General features: G+C 29.8%; 21 protein-coding genes and 2 pseudogenes. 9 read left to right on the top strand and 14 right to left on the bottom strand.

What is annotated here, in order from left to right:
* Positions 1 to 36: 36 nt before the first annotated feature.
* The 3 genes and pseudogenes from tilS (at position 37) to GQR95_RS00300 (ending at position 4,375) form a co-directional block, all read left to right on the top strand.
* Entirely contained in the window at positions 37 to 1,353 is a 1,317-nt protein-coding gene (tilS, locus tag GQR95_RS00310) for a tRNA lysidine(34) synthetase TilS (RefSeq protein ID WP_159021272.1), read from the top strand.
* A 639-nt stretch (positions 1,354 to 1,992) separates the two neighbouring features.
* Positions 1,993 to 3,420: pseudogene (locus GQR95_RS00305) on the top strand (YifB family Mg chelatase-like AAA ATPase); the annotation flags it as partial.
* A gap of 109 nt (positions 3,421 to 3,529) precedes the next feature.
* Positions 3,530 to 4,375, top strand: a complete 846-nt coding sequence (locus GQR95_RS00300; protein ID WP_159021270.1) for a hypothetical protein — start codon at positions 3,530 to 3,532, stop codon at positions 4,373 to 4,375.
* Between the two features lie 3 nt (positions 4,376 to 4,378).
* Here GQR95_RS00300 and GQR95_RS00295 read toward each other — a convergent pair whose 3' ends face one another.
* Positions 4,379 to 5,197: a hypothetical protein gene (locus GQR95_RS00295; RefSeq protein ID WP_159021269.1), complete on the bottom strand. Its 819-nt coding sequence runs from the start codon at positions 5,195 to 5,197 to the stop codon at positions 4,379 to 4,381.
* Between the two features lie 238 nt (positions 5,198 to 5,435).
* On the opposite strand from GQR95_RS00295, the gene GQR95_RS00290 reads away from it, so the two are divergent.
* Positions 5,436 to 5,789 carry a hypothetical protein gene (locus GQR95_RS00290; protein WP_159021268.1) on the top strand — a complete coding sequence of 118 codons (354 nt, stop codon included), beginning with the start codon at positions 5,436 to 5,438 and terminating at the stop codon, positions 5,787 to 5,789.
* A 150-nt stretch (positions 5,790 to 5,939) separates the two neighbouring features.
* A complete protein-coding gene (locus GQR95_RS00285; RefSeq protein ID WP_159021267.1) occupies positions 5,940 to 6,566 on the top strand; it encodes a recombinase family protein in 627 nt (208 codons plus the stop codon).
* Here GQR95_RS00285 and GQR95_RS00280 read toward each other — a convergent pair whose 3' ends face one another.
* The 11 genes from GQR95_RS00280 to GQR95_RS00230 form a co-directional block, all read right to left on the bottom strand.
* Positions 6,567 to 6,794, bottom strand: coding sequence for a hypothetical protein (locus GQR95_RS00280; protein ID WP_159021266.1), 228 nt, complete (start codon positions 6,792 to 6,794; stop codon positions 6,567 to 6,569).
* A gap of 88 nt (positions 6,795 to 6,882) precedes the next feature.
* Positions 6,883 to 7,560: a hypothetical protein gene (locus GQR95_RS00275; RefSeq protein WP_199269624.1), complete on the bottom strand. Its 678-nt coding sequence runs from the start codon at positions 7,558 to 7,560 to the stop codon at positions 6,883 to 6,885.
* 533 nt (positions 7,561 to 8,093) lie between these two features.
* The gene (locus GQR95_RS00270; protein ID WP_159021265.1) at positions 8,094 to 9,050 is read right to left on the bottom strand and encodes a hypothetical protein; all 957 of its coding nucleotides are present in this window, start codon (positions 9,048 to 9,050) and stop codon (positions 8,094 to 8,096) included.
* Positions 9,051 to 9,512: 462 nt separating this feature from the next.
* A complete protein-coding gene (locus GQR95_RS00265; RefSeq protein WP_159021264.1) occupies positions 9,513 to 9,833 on the bottom strand; it encodes a hypothetical protein in 321 nt (106 codons plus the stop codon).
* A 363-nt stretch (positions 9,834 to 10,196) separates the two neighbouring features.
* On the bottom strand, positions 10,197 to 10,484 hold the full coding sequence (locus tag GQR95_RS00260; protein ID WP_159021263.1) for a hypothetical protein: 288 nt from the start codon (positions 10,482 to 10,484) through the stop codon (positions 10,197 to 10,199).
* A 551-nt stretch (positions 10,485 to 11,035) separates the two neighbouring features.
* On the bottom strand, positions 11,036 to 11,425 hold the full coding sequence (locus tag GQR95_RS00255; RefSeq protein WP_159021262.1) for a hypothetical protein: 390 nt from the start codon (positions 11,423 to 11,425) through the stop codon (positions 11,036 to 11,038).
* Between the two features lie 83 nt (positions 11,426 to 11,508).
* A complete protein-coding gene (locus tag GQR95_RS00250) occupies positions 11,509 to 12,078 on the bottom strand; it encodes a hypothetical protein (RefSeq protein ID WP_159021261.1) in 570 nt (189 codons plus the stop codon).
* A gap of 84 nt (positions 12,079 to 12,162) precedes the next feature.
* On the bottom strand, positions 12,163 to 12,831 hold the full coding sequence (locus GQR95_RS00245; protein WP_159021260.1) for a hypothetical protein: 669 nt from the start codon (positions 12,829 to 12,831) through the stop codon (positions 12,163 to 12,165).
* Between the two features lie 14 nt (positions 12,832 to 12,845).
* Positions 12,846 to 13,055, bottom strand: coding sequence for a hypothetical protein (locus GQR95_RS00240; RefSeq protein ID WP_159021259.1), 210 nt, complete (start codon positions 13,053 to 13,055; stop codon positions 12,846 to 12,848).
* Between the two features lie 100 nt (positions 13,056 to 13,155).
* Positions 13,156 to 13,743 carry a hypothetical protein gene (locus tag GQR95_RS00235; protein ID WP_159021258.1) on the bottom strand — a complete coding sequence of 196 codons (588 nt, stop codon included), beginning with the start codon at positions 13,741 to 13,743 and terminating at the stop codon, positions 13,156 to 13,158.
* A 1,499-nt stretch (positions 13,744 to 15,242) separates the two neighbouring features.
* Positions 15,243 to 16,751: a recombinase family protein gene (locus GQR95_RS00230; RefSeq protein WP_159021257.1), complete on the bottom strand. Its 1,509-nt coding sequence runs from the start codon at positions 16,749 to 16,751 to the stop codon at positions 15,243 to 15,245.
* Between the two features lie 83 nt (positions 16,752 to 16,834).
* On the opposite strand from GQR95_RS00230, the pseudogene GQR95_RS00225 reads away from it, so the two are divergent.
* The 4 genes and pseudogenes from GQR95_RS00225 to GQR95_RS00210 form a co-directional block, all read left to right on the top strand.
* Positions 16,835 to 16,951, top strand: a pseudogene (locus GQR95_RS00225) (ATP-binding protein); the annotation flags it as partial.
* A gap of 362 nt (positions 16,952 to 17,313) precedes the next feature.
* Positions 17,314 to 17,847, top strand: a complete 534-nt coding sequence (locus GQR95_RS00220; RefSeq protein WP_159021256.1) for a hypothetical protein — start codon at positions 17,314 to 17,316, stop codon at positions 17,845 to 17,847.
* A 9-nt stretch (positions 17,848 to 17,856) separates the two neighbouring features.
* Positions 17,857 to 18,582 carry a hypothetical protein gene (locus GQR95_RS00215; RefSeq protein WP_159021255.1) on the top strand — a complete coding sequence of 242 codons (726 nt, stop codon included), beginning with the start codon at positions 17,857 to 17,859 and terminating at the stop codon, positions 18,580 to 18,582.
* Complete coding sequence (locus GQR95_RS00210; protein ID WP_233265959.1) at positions 18,579 to 19,403, top strand: sensor histidine kinase; 825 nt, start codon at positions 18,579 to 18,581, stop codon at positions 19,401 to 19,403. The genes GQR95_RS00215 and GQR95_RS00210 overlap by 4 nt, the downstream gene beginning before the upstream one ends.
* Before the next feature lies 1 nt (position 19,404).
* Here GQR95_RS00210 and GQR95_RS00205 read toward each other — a convergent pair whose 3' ends face one another.
* Both GQR95_RS00205 and panB read right to left on the bottom strand, forming a co-directional pair.
* On the bottom strand, positions 19,405 to 20,103 hold the full coding sequence (locus tag GQR95_RS00205; RefSeq protein WP_233265958.1) for an RluA family pseudouridine synthase: 699 nt from the start codon (positions 20,101 to 20,103) through the stop codon (positions 19,405 to 19,407).
* 36 nt (positions 20,104 to 20,139) lie between these two features.
* Positions 20,140 to 20,958, bottom strand: coding sequence for a 3-methyl-2-oxobutanoate hydroxymethyltransferase (gene panB / locus GQR95_RS00200; protein WP_159021254.1), 819 nt, complete (start codon positions 20,956 to 20,958; stop codon positions 20,140 to 20,142).
* Positions 20,959 to 21,044 lie beyond the last annotated feature (86 nt).

The following is a 21,044-nucleotide window of genomic DNA, read 5'->3' as shown; positions in this document are numbered from 1 at the left end:
TAAATCCTCGTTTTCTTAAAAGTGTATCTTTGTGTTATGATAAGTACATTTAAAAAGCATATAGATGAAAGTCTTTCATTTTTGAAAAACAAGAAATTAATTCTTACAATTTCTGGCGGAATCGATAGTGTTGTTTTGGCTCATTTATGTCACGATTTAGGATTAAATATAGCATTAGCACATTGTAATTTTAATTTAAGAGGTGCAGAAAGCGATGGCGATCAGGCTTTTCTTGTTCAGTTAGCTAAAGATTTAGATTTAGAACTTTTTATTGAAAGTTTCAATACAAAACAGTACGCAGAAGATGCTAAATTATCTATACAAATGGCTGCTCGCGAACTAAGATATCGTTGGTTTGAAGAATTTGTAAACGTAAAGCATTACGATTATGTACTAACGGCTCATCATGCAGACGATAATCTTGAAACCTTTTTAATTAATTTATCACGAGGCACAGGCATAGAAGGTTTAACCGGAATTCCTGAAGTTAACGATTATATTGTACGTCCATTATTGCCGTTTTCTAGAGCAGAAATCATTGATTTTGTTAAAGAAAATAATATAAAGTGGAGAGAAGATAGCAGTAATAGTTCGACTAAATATTTACGAAATAAACTTCGTCATGATGTTATTCCTGTATTAAAAGGGATTAATTTAAAATGGCTTCAGAATTTTAAAAACACTCAAGATCATTTACACGATTCTAAAACGTTAATAGATGATTATATGACGCAAGTCTATAAAGATATAGCTGTTTTAGATGGAGATAATATAAAATTTAATATCTCTAAATTATTGAAATTTCCGAATCCAAAACCTTATTTGTACGAACTTCTTAAATCGTATAAATTCACCGCTTGGGACGATATTTATAATCTATTAGAAGCACAATCCGGAAAACAAGTCTTTTCGGAAACGCACAGATTGCTTAAAGATCGCGGTTTTTTAATTTTAAGTCTAAAAGGAAGTCAAAACAACATTTTAGAATTAGATTATAAAATTTCAGAAGATTTAAACTCTATAGAAACATCTTTCGGAACATTTCATTTTGAAACAGTTTCAGAATTACAAGCTGCACCAAATACTACTATTTTTGTAGATAAAGAGTTTCTGAAATTTCCTTTAACCATTCGTAAATGGGAGCAAGGCGATTATTTTTTTCCGTTAGGAATGCGAGGAAAAAAGAAGTTGAGTAAATATTTTAAGGATGAAAAATTATCGCTTTTAGAAAAAGAACACGTTTGGGTATTAACTTCTGGCAAAGATATTGTTTGGGTTATAAAAAGACGAAGCGATAATAGATTTAAAGTTAGTGCAGACACAAAACAGATTTTGAAAGTGACTTTTGAATAATCCTATTAAATAGGTTTACTTGAAAAATTATTTAATCAGTTATTTATATTATATTCAACTTGATACAGAATGTTTTTCTTTAAATATTTTTTTGTTAAAAGAAAAATGATACTTGTATATAACACACATCTATCATATATTTGTGATACTATAAAATAAAAAGCCTGTTGCTCTAACAACAGACTTCTCTAAATTTAATAGTTTAACAATTAAATTCTGCCATTTTGGTCAGAATTGACTAGTTATAGAAAAATAGTCTTGATAATGCTGATAGTTATTCTCAATATCAGCTTTATCTCTTTTCTGAAAATGTACCACCATGGGTGGTCTTTTCTTTTAAATGAATCCATTTTGGATAGTATTTAAATTAATAATCCCTTATTAAGGTTGAGATTTTGACTTCTTTTTTTTCTCCATGTTTATTAGCTAAATGTTTATAATACAAATATAATTTGAATCTATAAGTGAGTTTAAATATTTAGATATTATTTATCACCAATATTTTAATTAAAAATGTTTATAAATAGTTATTAATATGTTTTTATAAAAACTATTTTTTATCTGATTTTTGTTTTTTAATTTATTTTAATTCAGATAGTTAGTTTGTTTTTCACTATTTTTAGATAAACGAACTATTTTATGCTCAAAAAAGTATTTGGAAGCGCAGTCTTTGGTGTAGATGCTACAACCATTATGGTAGAAGTAAATGTAGATTCTGGTATTGGTTACCATTTGGTAGGTTTGCCAGACAATGCCATTAAGGAAAGTAACTTCAGAATTGCCGCCGCGCTACAAAACAATGGTTATAAAATTCCAGGTAAGAAAATCATTATAAACATGTCTCCTGCAGATTTACGTAAGGAAGGTTCTGCATACGATTTAACACTTGCTTTAGGAATTCTAGCCGCCACAAAACAAATTCCTGCTGAAGGTTTAGAAGACTATATTATTATGGGAGAACTGTCTTTAGACGGGACATTACAACCCATAAAAGGAGCTTTGCCTATTGCTTTACAGGCAAGAAAAGAAGGATTTAAGGGGTTTATCTTACCCATTCAAAATGCTAAAGAAGCAGCAATAGTAAACGATTTAAAAGTGTTTGGTGTCGCGTCTATTAAAGACGTTATCGATTTCTTTAAAGAGGGAAAACCTTTGGAACAAACCGTAATTAATACGCGAGAAGAATTTTATAAGAACTTAGATTTTCCAGAATTCGACTTTGCAGATGTTAAAGGTCAGGAAAGTATAAAACGCTGTATGGAAATTGCCGCAGCCGGTGGCCATAATATTATATTAATAGGTCCGCCAGGATCTGGAAAAACCATGTTAGCAAAGCGTTTACCTTCTATTTTACCACCAATGACGTTGCATGAAGCTTTAGAAACGACTAAAATTCATTCTGTAGTTGGTCGTGTAAAAGCCCATTTGGGATTAATGTCTCAGCGCCCGTTTAGAAGTCCACATCACACAATTTCTAATGTTGCACTTGTAGGCGGCGGAAGTTATCCGCAACCCGGAGAAATATCTCTATCGCATAATGGCGTCTTATTTTTAGATGAATTACCAGAATTTAAACGCGATGTTTTAGAAGTGATGCGTCAACCACTAGAAGATCGGGAAGTGACTATTTCTAGAGCAAAATTTACTGTAACGTATCCTAGCAGTTTTATGTTGGTTGCGAGTATGAACCCGAGTCCGAGTGGTTATTTTAACGATCCAAGTGCGCCAGTGACTTCTTCTGCATCAGAAATGCAACGGTATTTAGGCAAGATTTCTGGGCCTTTATTAGATCGTATAGATATTCATATAGAAGTAACTCCTGTGCCTTTTGAAAAGCTTTCTGAAGACCGAAAAGGAGAATCTTCGGTTATTATTCGAGAACGCGTAACCAAAGCAAGAGAACGCCAAACAGAACGGTTTAAAGATATCGAGAACGTACATTATAATGCACAAATGAATACAAAACATATTCGTATTTATTGTAAAATGGACGAGACTTCCAAATTGTTATTAAAAACTGCTATGGAGCGTTTAAACTTGTCTGCTCGGGCCTACGACCGTATTTTAAATAATAAACTTTTCTATATATAGTTGATAAAATACGAGATTTTTTGTTGAAAACTTGTTGAGTAAATCAATGATTTTAAACATGATGTTTAGCTTAAAGTAGTTTACTTTGAAATATATAATAAAAATTAGCATGACAGAGATTCTAAATTCATTTAAAGATGTTACAAAAGAGAGATTAAAAAACCCGTTTATAGGTTCATTTATATTTGCTTGGATTGTCTTTAATTGGAAACCTATTATTTATATCATCCTATCTAAAGATACTATTGAGTCAAGAATTCAAGTAATTTCCCAATACTTCTCGCCAATTACAAATACGTTAATATATCCTTTGCTTTTTGCATTAATCTATATAATAGTATTACCTTATTTAATGTGGTTATTTGAGGAACTGTATATAAAAGCAATTAGAGAAAGGTTAAATAATAAGAAGCAATCTGATTTAGAAAGAATTGAACGAAGTATTGAAATAACAAGAAGAAGTTTAATATTAGAAAATGTTAAGGCTGATTATAAAGAAACTCAAGAATTAAATGATAAAATCGAAAATCTAAATATTGAATTAGGAAAAAGGGAGAACGAGGTTAAGCAATTAAAAAGTAACCTTGATAGGAAAAATAATGACATTTATGCAATTCAAACAAAAGTAGAAGAACGCTTGGTTTCCAATGAAGAAAAAAGGGAATTTGATAATGAATATGAATTGTTTAAAAAGTCTATTTTATTTCCGAAATTTAAATTAGTAGGCTATAGTTCACTCTTTGAAGAGAGAATAAAACGAGAACTTATGGATTCCAATATGGCTGAGAAATTTGAATATGAAAAATTAGCAAAATCAAAATTATCAGGTGGTTATTATAATTTCAGTCTAACAAAAAAAGGAAAATATTTCTGGGATAAGTATGCTTCACATTTTTTAGTTAATAATTCTTCAAGCTGGGATTTTAAATAATTTTTAATTAGAACCTAAAGAGCTAACACCCTTTATTTTACTTTTATAATCTTCTGATTGAAAATATTCATCAAGCTCATTTTCGTAATTAGGGTTTATTTCTTGATGAACGAGCATGTCTAAATTTTCATCGCCAGTATCATATCTACATAGAGGTAAACTATATATATCAAATTTGTTTTCCTCTCGTTTATTCCAAGCTAAATGAGTGTTGTTAGGTTTTGGGATATCGTATATTCTCCAACCATGTATATTAATAATAGCTTCATCTTTATTTATCTGAACTGAATGTAAGATATCCTTAATTTCTAATTTAAACTTATCTAATGATTTACTAAAGTTTTTTCTCCGAGAATTAAAACCATCTTTAATCGATTGTAATTGTTCTGCTAGTTTTGAATGTTTACTTTTTAATTTAGTTAAATCATTTTCTTTTTCCTTTAAAGCTTGATCATAAGCAGACCTATCAATAGAACTAATTATTTCAGCTTTATCAATATATAAGCGTAATTTAACGGCTTTCTTCTTTTCAATATTATTTGAACTTTCTTCTAATTCTTTCTGTATTCTTAAAATTTCATTTTCATATATCTTATTATCGATATACCCTTTATTTACATGTTGTTCAATAGCTAGTCGAATCATTTTAAATAACCACGAACGGTTAACAGTATTTTTACAATCTTTATTTTTACAAATAAAAAGGTCAATTCTAGCTTTTTGATTTACTTTTTGGTGCATTATTTCATTGCATTCTGCACATGATATTTTACCCTGAACGATATTAGTATTTACTCTTGTTGAACTTACCCGTGATTTCATAAAGTATGTTATTTAGGTCAAATATAGTTTATTTTATGCTATATATAAAATATGATAATTTTTATATTTTTTAATATATAGCATATTGAATCCCTTGTTATAATTGACTTTATGAAATTTTACTTATTTTATATTTTTTAGGGCACTTATATTTTATCGATTCTTTTCATGTTGCTGATACCTTTGTCCTCGGTAAGCGCAACGAAGTGTTTATTTTAAATTTAAAATTTATTTTTTTATGAAAAATTTAGAATTAAAAGAAGGGAAAGAAGTAAAAGAAATGGGTGTAAAGGTTTCAGCTTTTCAATGTCCTCACTGTAGTAAATTAATGAAAACTAAAAGAGGTATCGAAAATCATATCTCGAGTTGTAAGAAAAATCCGAAATATTTCAGTGAACCTATAGAAATGGGTGTTGATGGTAAGGGAAGAGTTTTTGATAAAAGAATTAGTTTAAGATATAGTAACGGGAGTAATAAATCTGTAGCTTTATTTATCGAAAATAGATTTTCTCATATAATGGAAATTAATGGTGAGACTCCGAGTTTTATTAGATATCCGAGAAAATTTGATTTTGAGTTTGTTAAATTATAAAATTTATAAAATTTTAGTAACCAAAAATCACTCGTCATTATTTTGTAATGATGGGTGATGTATTTTCTTACAAAATCGTTTTTTAAACTATCTGTTATATGTATATTTAGGGTATAAGAATCTAAAGATTAACACCTTAATAAATTATATATGGAAAATCAAGTTTTAAACGCCGTTAAAAAAGCAAAATACATTAGAGTGTCAACTGTGGAACAAAATGTAGGGAGACAGCTAAAAACAGATGATAACGTAAAGCTATATGAGGATAAGATATCTGGTTTAATTCCATTCAACGAAAGACCAGCGGGAAAGAGATTAATTAAAGATATTCAAGACGGAAAAATCAATTACGTCATTATTCATTCAGTCGACAGATTAGGGAGAAATGTTGTTGAAATGCAGAAACAACTTAATTGGTTCATCGAAAATGGTGTGCAAATATTTGCGGAGAACATCAGAATGGAATTATTGAATGATGATGGCTCTATGAATAGTATCGCAAAAATGATTATCGATTTACTTGGTTCGGTAGCTGGATTAGAAATTGAAGCTATTAAGGAACGTCAAAAACAAGGTATTAATATAGCTAAAGCAAAAGGCGTTTATAAAGGTCGTAAGGTAGGTGCTACAATATCAGATGATAAGTATTTCAATCGTCATAAAGATGTCGTAGAACTTCTAAAAGATGGCTTATCTATTAATAAAATTTCTAAGTATACGGGGAAATCATTTGTAACAATCAAGAAAGTAAAAACAAGGTTAGAAAATGCTGTTTGATTATTTATTTAAAGTCACGTAATCACTTAATTTAATACTTGCATTAATTATTGAATTATAACCTTTGGGAAGATTTGCTTGTTTTAAAATGTCTAATATTGAATATTCGCTACCTCTAATTTCTTTTGCATATTGTATTCCAAATAGGTAAATAGCTAATGCTTTATTTCCTTTTTGTGCTTTATCGTAGTTCTCCCTAAGTTTTGAACCAAGTTCTAGTAGTGTCATAGTTTTACTTTTTTAGTAGAATGTATTAGTAAGATTTTTCTTTATTAGAATTAATTATTGAATATAAAAAAATGCTCTTCAAAAATTTTTATATACCGTTTCTAGCTATAAAATCCATTACCCCATTAAGCATAATTTTAACTTGGTCTTTCGTATAGTTTGAATAGTTACCATGAGCGGCATGATTTCTTAAATCTAACCAAGCAATAATGTTTTTTTGGTCAAGTTTATTATATATAAATGATTTTGATAGTTCAGCGTTTAGTAAATCGGCTCTTTTAGGAATTTGTTTCCCGTGTTTCTCAACAGTTGTATCTATTCCATTTTTATAGCAAAGTTGTCTCAAGTGCTCTTCAAGAACACTACCAATCATAACAGCAGCTGGGTCTTTATAATCTTGTTCTAATAAATGTTCAGCTGCCTCAATGAAATCTGTAAAGATTTCTGCAGAGACGATTCCCTTAATAGTATTCAACCAACCATTTTCAATCTCGTCCTTTATAGCTTCCAATATTCCAACACCACATTCCACAGAGTGGGGTGTTGGTCTAATACAAAGCCTAGAAAACTCAGTAAAGAAGGGATGTTTATTAGGATAAAGGTTGATTATAAATGATTGAGATGCGGTTTTAAATTTTATAAACCCTCCCGAATCTACATAGCCGTCGTTAAACTGGCTTTTTGTTACTGTTATATTAGACAATAAATTATGAGATAAATTAAGTAAATCCTCGAGTTTTTTAATCAATTTCTCTTGTGTATTCATTTTTTTTATTCGGTATAATTGGTTTAAGAGGAAAAGTAAATCTCACTCCTGCATTTTTAATATTTTTGTAAGTAATAATAAACATCTATATAAAGTTAGAACTATTACTATAAGGGCAAGAATATTAAAATAAAATATATAAGTGAGATAACTTTTGGGTAATCCAAGTTTTAGGGAGTAACCTATAAAAGAAATAAAAATTAAGGACTTAATACAGTTCTTTAAAATTTTTACTGTCTGAAAATATAGACTCGAAACGAAAAACAAATTGAACAAAGATTCATCTTCTTTATAATTATTTTTTGAAATTGTTGAACTACTTTTAAAAGTAATCAATACTGTTAAAAGTGTTAGAATAAACCCCGCAGCAGTAAAACTTATATTTGATAAATCGGAAGAAATTGTTAATATACGTTCATACTTTGGCAAAGTAAAACAAGTTTTTACTTCAATTATATATATAAAAGAAATTGTTATAATAGCTATTATATAATCGTAAAATATCGGCCTTTTAAAGTAGAGGTCTAAAATCATTAATTGAATGTTATCATAAATTCATCAAAATCTTTTTCGACCAATTCGTACAATTGGCGTTTTTTGCTTATTGCCTTCATATCAACGTCGTATTCTAACTCTTTTTTACCTTTTAAAAGGTTAAATATTTCCTCATTACCTTCCTTATCCTCATACTTTACGACAAAATCGTCAAAACAATCAATGTTAAAAGGGCGGGTTTTAAATTTATTGAGTAAAGTTTCTACCATAGAATTAGCTTCTTTATTTAATCCCTTACTTTCTACATTACTACCTGGTGTTTGGAAGTAGGTTTCCACTTTTATAAAATTTGGTTTTAACCTATTGCCAATTGTATTAATTCCTGTAAAAAATTGACCTTTAATGTCATTATCCATTTGAGGTATTTTATTGGGTTGAATTTTAATTTGCATATTCAATACATTTCTGAGGTTTTCTAAAGTCTTATCAATTGTATTTGTCATATATAAATTGACTTCAAGTGCTTTAGAAAGTTTTAACTTATCTTTTGCAACATTTCTTAAATAATACTCAACATCAGACATTCTCGGTCCATAATGATTGTATTCAATGCACACGACTGCATAGTTGCGACTGTAATCAATATAAAAATGAGTTTCCTCTGCGATAGAACCTAGAGTTTCAATTGGTACTAATTCAAATTTATCGGCTGGCTTTATTTTAGGGATTCTTCCAGAACGCAAAAGAGCAAAAGAACATCTAATTCTTTTTTCTTTGTGCATGAAAACAGCACTTGTCATAAATAATTCTCTCGGGCCATCTTTCTGTCTATTTCGATTCTTGTCAATTAGATAACCTTTTCCGTCTTTTAATTCGTTTGTAAGGAACATAATAACATCTTTTAGTATTGAAGAGCTAGTGTGTTCAGGTGTTAAATCAGAGTATGGGGTAAACCTTAATGAGTAGAAATGAAATCTTATTACTTCGTTTGACATTTATTAATATTAAAATAGTAGTTATAATTTTGCCTAATTATTCTCTTTTGTTAAATGTACTGATTATTATTAATAATCAAATTGACAATGATAACCTTTAGTTAAAGTATTTTGTTTTTATGATTAAAGACAATCCATTGAATATCACCAAATACATGTAATCGGTTGATTTCAACGAAATTTTTTAGTGCTTTTATACTGATTTTTTATTCTGAAAAACCTTGTCAAATATCTGTTATAAAGCGTTTTACTGAATTGTATTTTCAAAATGATATACTTATCCAAGTTTGATAAATACCTTTGTAAAAACATTTAAAAACAATCAATTATTTAAAGTATTAGGCTTTATGAAGAGAGATAAATCATTTCATTAAGTTAATTTATCAAAATGTATTATTCTCAATCATACAGGTAAAAAAAAGGAATCAACACATGATATGTCAATTCCTAATTTTACCACAATTATTTTGCAATCACGTCTTTGAATCCCCTTGATGGGTAATCCACGTTAAAGGCAAAGTGTCTGCTATTTAATAATCTATTGGTCTTTCCATCCTTTAGCATATTTCGCTTTTGGTAATTACCCATTACCTCAGGATTGGACTTAATCTTTGTTTCTAGCTGTTCTCTTTCATCCTCTTGCAAGTCCTTTCCAACTATATCAAGGAAACGTTTTTGACGCTCGTCTAACGAATTATCTTCCTTAGGTGCGCTGTTAATAGGTTTGGTCTTATTGATAAGACCTACGGCTAGGTTAACTAACCTTGATTGTTCTGGTGTCATATTTGTATTTATTAATTAAGCCAACCCAATTTTGGAGTAGTGCGGTTACCAAAATCAGATTGGTTAATATTGTTATTAACGTTTAGGGTGTGTAAACGTTTAGGATATTATCTACGGTTTTAGTCGCCTAATCAATGCATAATTGATATAAGTGATATTAACTTTTAACGTACACTCTAAACGTTTACTGTTTTGTAAATCGTAGGACGGTTGGTTGGTGTTCCTCGATTTGCTCAATGGGGATTTCAATCACGCCTTGGATGTCGCTGTAGTACTTATCTCCACGTTGATAAACTATTTTTGGTCCATCGTTTTCGATAATCTCGGAATCCTCCAACTTTTTTCTGATAGCTTTTAAACTCATTATTTTATTTCTGCTTTAATTCGTTTAACTAGGTCGTCGGTCTCTTTTTCATCCAGTCCTTGGACTAATGATTTTATACTCTCTTTCTTTGATAGGACATAGGGAAGTAAGTCTAAATGAATTTTCATTCTTTTATCTCCAGCCTTACCTAGTTCCATATCTTCGACAAATTGTCCTGACGTAAAATAGTTAGATAGGACACCTGTCATTTTTCTACGTATTAGAACATCATCTGGAGCTCTATCGTATTTTCTTGGTCTTCCGACTGATTTTTTTTCTTCACTCATATTTTTGGTGTTTTTGGATTGATATTATTTCTCTCTGTGATTTTGTAAAGTGATAGAGAAATAGAATGGGGGAGTATGATAGAATTTTCTACTCGTGGTGTTATTCATGATAAAAAATTAATATCGTATTTGTGATAGAATTTTTTTCTCATGACTGGTGTCACGATAGAGAAAAAGAATCCCAATTGTGATATTAATTTTTTATACGTGGGGTGTGGTTTGAGAGAAAAATAATATCACAAAATGATTTTGGAAAATAAAAAAAAATTTTGCGCCCCCACTGGCAAAATCAGGATTTCATATAATGTTTTGTAACACAGTGATTTTAAATAATTTATCCTTTATCTAGTGTAGCTTACACAGGACTTGAAATTAAGCGTTTTATACCATTTTAATTCAAATCTCGTATAAATATTCATGTTTGATAAAACCATTGGGAAAAACCTATTAAAACAAAGAAAAACGCTTTATACTTCCTCTATGTTATCCTATATGATTTGTCTATATGATTGGTGTATTCTTTCTCTTGATTTTTTTTATTGTAACCTTATTTAATTTAGGTACTCTCCTATATTAATTTTCTCCGTTCCAATCCTTTTTCTTCTAGGTCTATATATTGGAACCCTTTCCTTTTTCCCTTTGTGGATATACATAATCACTTTATTCATTACACTTGCTCTGAATTTTTTGTAATCAACTTGTTTATTACGTGGTAGTTTATCCTTTTCGATTTGGGCAAATATTAGCAGTACCTCATTATACGGCTCATAGGGGAATTTATTTAAACTTACATAATCACCGTTCGACTCTATGAAGATTCTTACATCCTTCTTAGCTATGAAATCAAAGTTTTTTAATACCTGTTGTAATTTATTGGTGATTATATAATAATCCTCTCTAGCTTCTTTCGACAACCTCTTTCTATAATCGTTTCTTTTCATAACTCTCATTTTGTTTTAATTAAAAAAAGAGACTCTAATAAGTAGCATATTCCTTATTAGAGTTCCTTATTTCTTAGAGGACGTTAAACTGCTGTATTAACACCAACGGCTAACTCTCCAATCGTAGATTCACGAATAACCGCTACATCAGGTGTTGCGATAGTAATCGTATAAAAGTTTGAATTTTGTGCACCCGTATAGGCTCTTTCTAATCCACTTAACTTTAATCCCTGGTCAGCTCCGAATAATTCGTATAACCCTGTAGACCTATCTACTGCGATTGCTATCACTCTTGATTCTGCTAAACTCTCTAATGTTTTTCTATCGTCAGCTTTTTTGCTGTAAACAGTAAATGCTAATGAATGTAAAAACCATGAATCTCCATCATCTTTTACCTCCGATGTGATATTAGGAATTACGCTGTAATCTGTACCCTCGAAAATGTATTGTACAGCACCTTGTTTTAATTCGATTGCTGTTAAACCACCTAAGTTTTTGTTACTGTCTGTGATCTCTCTAGTATTAAACGTAAGTTCTCTATCGAAATCTTCATAATTTACTAGGATTAAATCCTTATCAACGCCTACAGCAGCGTTAACCGTATCGCAATCTCTTCCGATACCTTTTGTTAATAAGCCATTACAATTTGACATATTTATTTATTAATAATTAGTTCCCATATAGCTATATGAGATATCCCTCGATTATCTATTTGTTAAGGGAATATTTTGATTTGGCTATTCAATCGAGCCAATTACATTGTATCTGATTTCACCAGTATCGATATCCACGAGATTACTACCATTTACTCCTAATCGGTCATTAGCTAGCAATCCTATCTTTTGAGCGTGTAAAATTATTTCGCTAATTTTTTCAGCCACACCTAGTAAATCTACTTGCTTTTGTGATTTGCAATAGGTGGTGGTCGCTTTTCGAATCTTGGTATCAATCTTCGTATTCCAGATAAATTCATTTCCTAGAATGAAAGTGTCTAAATCAAGTCCATCTATTCTTAGTTGTTTAATGTTATGATTTATTGAAGCATATAGGTTTATAATGCTTTTAGCTTTTTCTCTATCCTCATCGGTGCTGAACATTTCTAATGCTTTCGATTTGATAACACTTGGATAATCGTTTTGAAAGTTTGATAATTCCTTTTCAAATTTCATGAAGAGTAATTCATTTTGAAATTCTATATTTTCGCTATCCTCTGACTTACTATATTTTTTTATGAATCCTTTTGTGTAATTAGTATTGCTTAAATCGATTCCTAAGTCCGTTTTACTGCGTTTTACTGCTGTATCAATCTTTTCTAATATAATATTACAGGTTGATTCTAATTTCGCCTTTAAACTGTCATTGGTCATTAAAGGGATTTGCTTTTTTAATTGTATTTCGTTACTCATAATTTTGATTTTATTTATTCAACACGATAGCATCCATTTTCTTTTTGGATGAATCCATTTAAAACGAGTTTCTTTATAATCGGGATTAGTCCATCTGGTTCAATTCCACTTTCCTCTATTATTTTTTCATCAGAAATTTGTTGAAACCTGTTAGGCCTTTCTAGCTGATTTGATATCGCTAGATAAACCGATGTTTCGTTTTCGTTTAAAATTATATTTTGCATTATCTTAGTTTTTTATAAAAGAAAAAGAGCGACCCAAATTAATGGAATCGCCCTTTAATACTACCCCATGACATAAGGTAATAGGTGTGTTTTGTGTGTGTTATTTTAACTTATAAATATTTTCTCTCTCTCCATATTTCAATCTATTATCTTCAGCTTTTAATGCTCTCTTTATATCTCTTCCGTACATAGTTTTCATCTGATTACTATTTGAACTATTAGAGATTATCTTGACATTGTAAGTCTTCTCATCATCGAAATCCTTGGTGTTTTCCAACGTTAATTCATCACCATTTTTTAAACTTGGTTCCGAATCTTTCTTTTTGAAGACAGGAGAGAATTCACTTTTCGTATGTGTCTTGATGAAATTTAGTCTTTCGAGTTTACTCCAATTGGGTTTATATATCAATACAAACGATTTACCAACACGCTTTTTTTCTATTGTGAAAAATTTCTTTTGCTCTAGTGATTTTCTATATTTAAGCATAGAATTTTCACTTATTTTAGAGAATTTGCATAGGTCATCATTCAAGATATTTTCATATTCTCTCTTACAATTTGCTTTATGGCAGTTGAGAATTGTTTTTAAAATTGATTGTTCTATTCTGGTTAAATTACTATCGTCAATTTTAAAAAATTCAATATCAAAATTCTGCTTAGGCGGTCTTTTTTTGTTTTTTATATTCATTTGTTTCTCTTCTTTGGGATTTTGATTCGGCGTCTATGTGGACGTCCTTTTGTACTTTCTGTACTACTCCATTAATTACTAAATGTCTGAAAAATTTAGAGCTTACTCCATCTCCGATTGCCTCTCGACAATCTTTCATATTTTCATAACGCTTTCCTGCGAAAAGGTAATAGTGTGTTTGTTTTTTTGTGTTCTCACCATTCATTGTTAAATTGATTTTTGCTCCATGAAGAGCCGTTTATAATTGATAATTTATTTATAGAAATTGCATATTTTTTGATACAGCGGTTAATCTCACTGATACTATGCGTTTCAAAAGTTCACACCATTAAAATTAATGTTGTGAATAATTTTTAATACGGTAGTTTATCTCACATTATTGTTGACTTCATGAGAGTTCACACCATTAAAGTTAATGTATATATTATTTCATAATAATAATATCTTTCATAAAAATTCAGATATCATTACAATAAAACAATTAGAGGAAGTGAACCTTTTTGACTTCGTCAGGTTCACACTCTTTTAAATTCATTTCATAAAGTCAAATATTTAAATACAGAATTTAAAACATATTATTTCTAATCCTTTCATAAAGCCATTATAAAAATTTAGTGTGCAAATTGTTTTAAAGCGTTTTTAAACGTTTTAAATTTTTTGCTACATTATTATGTCATAATTACCTAAAAACTTAGTAGAACTCATCTATCATATCAAAAAACATTATTTAATAATGTTTTGAATACTCGAGATTTAAAAATCTGATATAAAAAGAAACCATCGCCAAACATCTATGTCAAAATGCTTGGCGTACGTAGGTTTCTAGCTTCCAGCTAAACCATAAACTGGAAACAGTTTAATTAAAACTAAATTAAAAACAGAAATTTAAAGTACTATGGAAATCGATATTTTTGTATCAGGGCATTTTTTATATCCCTCATAAATTTCTTTTAGTATGGTCGTGGTCTCCCTAATCAATGTTCTATTAGACATGGATGGAGAAGCTATTTTAAAATAGTCGCTCACAAATATGTCTATGCTCGGGATGACTCTTCTATGATTTGAATATAATCCTAAGAGTGCTAATCCACGTTCGGTGGTCTTACTTTCATTCACGTAATTTGCCATGATGTTGTAGATTTTTAAGTTTTACTTTTTTCAGATTGTCTTTGCACTACTTTCTTCTATTACATTGAGTCAACATTATATCGTTAAAAATCAATGTGTTAACAAATGATTTTATTTGGCAATTTTACAAGTGATTTTTAAAGAGAATTTCTTAAAATTTAACTTTTGTAAATCTGTACTCAATGTAATAGAAGAAAACAAAAAAGAAGAAAAAAAGAAAAGGATTTAAATAATATATAATATAAGAATATTCTTACCCATCATTAAGCAAGGAGAATAGGCATTTAACATAAGAAAGCCATGTTTTAACAAAGGATATAGTAAAACATGGCTAAGTATATTTAATCAAAAAGAAACGCTTTTAAAACACGTTATTTTAAGTTACGGATATAATCATCTTTCATTAATTCGACTTGTTCATCCGATATTGGTTTTCTTAATGGAAGCTCTAATTTTATTTCAATACCCTCTTTTATCTTCCTACTCATCCAGCCAAGTTTAGAACTATTAGGTTTTTGTAAATCATAAATTCGGTGACCAAATAAATTGATTGTAACTCTATCTTTATATATTTCAACTTTATGGACGATATCTTTAATTTCATCTTTTAATACTGTGTAATCATTACTAAAATGTTCAATCGGATTTGTTAAAGCATTTTTATACGCTGTAATCTCATCATTAAGCGTGTTTATCCTTGTTGTAAGAGATTTAATTTCATCTTTAACATCTTTGGTTAATTCTTGATATTCCTCTTTTGTAAACTCATCATCTACATACATTAAACGAATTTTAGATAATTTCTTTTCACGCTTTTTTATCTCCAATTTATTAAGATTGATTATATCTTTATTTGATGAAATTTTGTTTTTATAATTTTCAATAGCGTGTTTATCTCTTGTCTGTTTTCCATGTTCTTCAACAGCTAATTTTACCATGGTGAATAACCAAGGGCGATTTATTGAATTTTTACAATCATCATTACTACATATAAATTGATTTAATCTAGCATCAGGAATAACTTTTTGATGTAATATATTACCGCATTCTCCACATGAAATTTTACCTTGTACTATATTTGGATTAACAATCGTTCTTCTAGCATACTTGCTTCTCGATTGTATTAATTTATTTGCTTTATCCCATATCTCTGGAGAAACAATAGCAGGTACTTCTAATATCAAATCATTATATTTTCTCTCTCCTTTGTGAAACGTGTTTTTTATAATTCCACCTAAAGTTCCCATTGCAAATTTTTGACCAAATTCAGATTGAATAACGCTTGATATACTTCTCATACCCATATCTTGACAAGCTAATTCAAAAATTCTTCTAATTAATGGTGCTTGTTCTTCGTCAATTATTGGAGTTTCGTCTTCCCCTTTTTTATATCCAATTATCTTGCTATTAAATCCTTTGTTTTGTCTTGCTCTTGACATCTTACCCGATTTAATTCTATCCGAAAGTAAACGAGATTCATTACCCGCCATGATACCCAACATAGATATAATTAATTCGCTTGCAAGATTCCTATTTCCTTTTTCATCAAGTGTAGATTGTCCTAAATCTTTTATGTGGATGTTTACACCGAGTTCAATATATTTCTCAATTACCGTTTGAATATCATAATTCTTTCTTCCTAGTCGAGAAATTTCTAAAACTAAAATATGTTTTATATCTGCGTTTTTATTAAGGTGTTTCTCCATGAGGTTGAAACCTTTTCTGTCTGACGCTTTAGTTTTTGACCCACTAATTTTATCCTCAAAGATTTTAACTAGCTTTAGATTTTTTGATTCAGCAAAGACCTTTACTTCTTCATATTGTCTGTCAAGTGATTGCTCTTCTGTACTAACTCTTAGATATGCTACAGCGTGCTCCATTTTTATAACTGATTTAATTTTAAAGTTTTACCTTTAATTCATCATAAAGATAAAAACTTTTTATCGGCTATATGTAGAAAATAATGATTAAAGTATCCAGAACGATAGCGGATTTAGAAAATTCTGAAGATGTAAAAGGAGCACACATAAGCGAAGCCATCCAGTATAGAAGTTTAGATCGCGATGGTTGGTTGGGGTAATGGGGATTTCAAAACAACATGTGTTATGCTTAAAGTGAAATTATATCTACTTATTGGCTTATGTTTTTCAATACTATTATCTCTATATAGCGCGATTTACAAGGAGTTAATGGTTATGCGGCCTCTTAACATCTTCTTTTTTATTCAATTTAAAATCATATATTTATACAGTTATCTTTCAGGGAATCTCTTGGAAAATATTTAATCATTTTTATACAGATTAATTAATAGCATTTCAAAAAGATTGTAGGTTATATAATTTATAAACAAGATAGGTCATAATCAGATTTGTAAAAGTTTAGTTTGTGATTGTTTTTTATAAATGTTGAGCCAACAATGGATAATTAATAAAACCAACAGAAATGAAAAAATTAGTATTTGTGTTATTTGGTGTTCTTATTGGCGTACTGGGATCTCATTTAATAGAACAAAGTCGTCCTGATTCAGAAATGAAGGATAAAGTAGAACATGTAGCAAAAAAGCCTAACGGAATTATTACAAAAGATCGGGCAAAAGAATTATCTGCGGGCTATGACTCTAGATATAAATTAATAAGTAATAGTATAGACAGAGACGATAATCGTTCGGTTTGGTTTTCTATAGCAGAGATGGAGGGGTTTTTAGGATATACACAATATGAAGCTCAAAATTTATTAGATAAAAAATATACTGTAAATGGAATTCGCGTGTACTTGGCAGCCTATCCCGATAAAAATACAGATCAAGCCAAAGCAGGATATACTACTGTATTTATGGTACCTACTTACGATGCTACCATTTCTAAAAGCAGTACTTTACCTTTAAATACAGCATTAAAAATAGCCGATGTTCCTGAAGGTTCACCTTTAAATGAAGGCGAAATTGGAGATCCTCCAAGTAGTGCTTATCCAAATTAGAATAAAATAATGGACGATTTTCTTATTAAAAACTATTCAGTATTAACTAAAGCTTTTGAGTATGCTGCACTTATTACAGGGCTCTTAACATACAGGAAGTTTAAAAACACACCTATAAAATATTTTATATTATTTATACTTTACACTGTATTGGTAGAGATGGGAGGTAGTGTGCCTAGACAGTTATATCCTGGAGGTCTTTTAGAAAATTATGAATACTTGTTAGCTTATAAGTTTTTTTTCTCTAACTATTGGTGGTATGGATTATTCTGGACTATTGGTAGTGTCTTATTTTGGTCGTTTTTTTATCAACAAATTATACATATTAAAAGCTATAGAACAATTTTAAATATTAGCACTTATATATTTGTGGTTTGTATTAGTATTTATACCATAATGCATATCGACCAATTTTTTAAAACCGTTCTCACATTCAATAAAATATTTGGTTCTATTATTATTTTAATGGCTATTGTACTCTATTTTTTGAATGTGCTGCAGAGTGACATTATCTTATCGTTTTATAAATCTATTTATTTTTATATAAGTATGATTTTATTTTTTTGGTGGATAATTACAATGCCTCTTTATTTTTATCAAAAATTTGTTTTTGTAGATACTACAGCGCTTATTAACTTATTAAAATTAACGCGGTTATTTGCTAATGTGTTAATGTATGGCACGTTTGTTTTAGCGTTAGCTTTTTGTAAACCAGAAAAATCATTACGTGTATGATACTATCTATATTAAATAATTCTAATGTGAAGATAGATATGATTACCGATGCGCAACGCCATTTTTTTATATATATGATTTGTGTTTTAATTATCTTAGTTGGTGTGTTGATTTTGTTTTTTTTGGTATTTCAAAAACGAAAAAATAAATTATTACAAGAAAAATTAAAACAGCAGCAGCTTTTTGAAGAAGAAATAGTTAAGACGCAAATTGAAATTCAGGAAGAAATTTTAAAGAATATCGGACAAGATTTACACGATAACGTAGGTCAATTACTCTCTGTCGCAAATATGCAACTTAGTATGTTAGCCCAACAAGTTGCTCCAGAATTACAGCCTTCTTTTACAGAAAGTAAAAACTTGGTAAAAGAAAGTTTACAAGAATTACGATCACTCTCTAAATCCTTAAATAGTGATGTTATTGTATATCGTGGACTCGAAGAATCTGTAAAGACAGAAATCCATAGGTTTAATAAATTGGCTCTAATAAATGCCGAATTAACTGTTGATGGAGATTCTAGTCATTTAAAAAAAGGAAAAGATAGTATTATTCTATTTAGAATATTGCAAGAATTTTTCTCGAATACCATTAAATATTCTGAAGCAGCTTTACTAGATGTAAATATTAACTTTAAACCAGAATATGTACTAATTACCGTAAATGATGATGGAGTAGGGTTTAATGTAAATACTATAGAAAAAGGCTCGGGTTTAATAAATATGCAAAGCAGGGCAGTACTTATTGATGCTAAATTTAGTTTAACATCTAAACTAAAAGAAGGTACGCATTTAGAAATAAAATACAAGTACCGTTCTAATTAAATTATAAGCAAGCATCCCAAACAGGATCTTTAGGAAGCGGAGCAGTAATATAAATATCTTCTTTAGTTACCGGATGCACAAATTGAATGTGTCTAGCGTGTAAATGTATACTTGCATCTTTATTACTTCTGTCTGCACCATATTTTAAATCGCCTTTAATAATACAACCCATATTAGAAAGCTGACATCTAATTTGATGATGACGACCGGTTTCTAATTCAATTTCAAGGAGTATATAACGATCTAATTTTTTTAGAAGCGTATAATGTAAAATAGCCTTTTTACTATCTTTAATTTCTTTAATATACGCTGTAGATTTGTTGTTCTTCGGATTTTTTTTCAACCAATTAACTAGCGTGTCTTTTTCTTTTGGAGGTGCATTATGTACCAAAGCCCAATACGTTTTGTTTACCTCTTTTTTTACAAACATGGCATTTAGCCGTGTTAAGGCTTTACTTGTTTTTGCAAAGATAACTAAACCCGTTGTTGGGCGATCTAGACGGTGTACAACACCTAAATAAACATTTCCAGGTTTGTCGTACTTAACTTTTATATATTCTTTTACAACATCGCTTAGTGGTTTGTCTCCAGTTTTATCGCCTTGTACAAGATCTCCAGCACGTTTATTAATTACAATAATATGATTGTCTTCAAATAAGATTTGGAGATTGGATTTGTTGGATAGAATTTTATCAGCCACTAATTTGCGAATGTTTAATTTGTGAGATTAATTAATCTAGTATTGTTCGTCTTCGCTAGGGAAATCTACAGACTTAACATCGGTAACATATTGAGATAAGGCGTTAGTCATATCTTCATATAAATTTAAATAGCGACGTAAAAATCTGGGATGAAATTCTTTAGTCATTCCAATCATATCATGAAGTACTAAAACTTGTCCATCTACACCATTACCAGCTCCAATTCCTATTACAGGAATGGTTAAACTTTCGGCAACTTCTTTAGCTAATTTAGCTGGGATTTTTTCAAGAACAATAGCAAAACAACCTGCTTTTTGTAACATTAAAGCATCTTGTTTTAATTTTTTAGCTTCTTCTTCTTCTTTAGCACGAACAGTAAACGTACCAAATTTATATATAGATTGTGGTGTTAAACCAAGATGTCCCATAACAGGAATACCTGCGTTTAAAATGCGTTTAATAGATTCTTTAATTTCTTTACCACCTTCTACTTTTATAGAATGTGCGCCACTTTCTTTCATAATTCTAATGGCAGAACGTAAAGCTTCTTTAGGGTCACTTTGGTAGCTTCCAAAAGGTAAATCTACTACAATTAAAGCACGATTTACACCGCGAACCACAGAAGAGGCATGATAAATCATTTGGTCTAAAGTAATAGGTAATGTAGTTTGATAACCAGCCATGACGTTACTTGCAGAATCACCAACAAGAATCACATCTAATCCTGCACCATCTACAATTGTAGCCATTGTATAATCGTAAGCCGTTAGCATGGAAATTTTCTCTCCATTTGCTTTCATATCACTTAATGTTTTTACAGTGACCTTTTTGTAATCTTTTTGTGCTGCAGACATGTTTTTAATTTTTAGAATGTAAAAATACTGAGTTTTTGAGAATTAATAAAGAATATCTCTATTAATTCCTTAAAAATCGTGTAAAA

The organism is Formosa sp. L2A11, from assembly GCF_009796865.1.
Lineage (GTDB): Bacteria > Bacteroidota > Bacteroidia > Flavobacteriales > Flavobacteriaceae > Formosa.
This window is presented reverse-complemented; position numbering and strand designations above follow the sequence as displayed.

Excerpts from the sequence above, each read along its gene's own strand:
- GQR95_RS00220 (WP_159021256.1), top strand. The coding sequence starts at position 17,314 with ATGAAAAAATTAGTATTTGTGTTATTTGGTGTTCTTATTGGCGTACTG.
- GQR95_RS00250 (WP_159021261.1), bottom strand. The coding sequence starts at position 12,078 with ATGTCAAATTGTAATGGCTTATTAACAAAAGGTATCGGAAGAGATTGC.
- GQR95_RS00290 (WP_159021268.1), top strand. The coding sequence starts at position 5,436 with ATGAAAAATTTAGAATTAAAAGAAGGGAAAGAAGTAAAAGAAATGGGT.
- GQR95_RS00240 (WP_159021259.1), bottom strand. The coding sequence starts at position 13,055 with ATGCAAAATATAATTTTAAACGAAAACGAAACATCGGTTTATCTAGCG.
- GQR95_RS00270 (WP_159021265.1), bottom strand. The coding sequence starts at position 9,050 with ATGTCAAACGAAGTAATAAGATTTCATTTCTACTCATTAAGGTTTACC.
- GQR95_RS00275 (WP_199269624.1), bottom strand. The coding sequence starts at position 7,560 with ATGAATACACAAGAGAAATTGATTAAAAAACTCGAGGATTTACTTAAT.
- tilS (WP_159021272.1), top strand. The coding sequence starts at position 37 with ATGATAAGTACATTTAAAAAGCATATAGATGAAAGTCTTTCATTTTTG.
- GQR95_RS00285 (WP_159021267.1), top strand. The coding sequence starts at position 5,940 with ATGGAAAATCAAGTTTTAAACGCCGTTAAAAAAGCAAAATACATTAGA.
- GQR95_RS00265 (WP_159021264.1), bottom strand. The coding sequence starts at position 9,833 with ATGACACCAGAACAATCAAGGTTAGTTAACCTAGCCGTAGGTCTTATC.
- GQR95_RS00230 (WP_159021257.1), bottom strand. The coding sequence starts at position 16,751 with ATGGAGCACGCTGTAGCATATCTAAGAGTTAGTACAGAAGAGCAATCA.
- GQR95_RS00260 (WP_159021263.1), bottom strand. The coding sequence starts at position 10,484 with ATGAGTGAAGAAAAAAAATCAGTCGGAAGACCAAGAAAATACGATAGA.
- GQR95_RS00295 (WP_159021269.1), bottom strand. The coding sequence starts at position 5,197 with ATGAAATCACGGGTAAGTTCAACAAGAGTAAATACTAATATCGTTCAG.
- GQR95_RS00245 (WP_159021260.1), bottom strand. The coding sequence starts at position 12,831 with ATGAGTAACGAAATACAATTAAAAAAGCAAATCCCTTTAATGACCAAT.
- GQR95_RS00210 (WP_233265959.1), top strand. The coding sequence starts at position 18,579 with ATGATACTATCTATATTAAATAATTCTAATGTGAAGATAGATATGATT.
- GQR95_RS00235 (WP_159021258.1), bottom strand. The coding sequence starts at position 13,743 with ATGAATATAAAAAACAAAAAAAGACCGCCTAAGCAGAATTTTGATATT.
- panB (WP_159021254.1), bottom strand. The coding sequence starts at position 20,958 with ATGTCTGCAGCACAAAAAGATTACAAAAAGGTCACTGTAAAAACATTA.
- GQR95_RS00215 (WP_159021255.1), top strand. The coding sequence starts at position 17,857 with ATGGACGATTTTCTTATTAAAAACTATTCAGTATTAACTAAAGCTTTT.
- GQR95_RS00280 (WP_159021266.1), bottom strand. The coding sequence starts at position 6,794 with ATGACACTACTAGAACTTGGTTCAAAACTTAGGGAGAACTACGATAAA.
- GQR95_RS00255 (WP_159021262.1), bottom strand. The coding sequence starts at position 11,425 with ATGAAAAGAAACGATTATAGAAAGAGGTTGTCGAAAGAAGCTAGAGAG.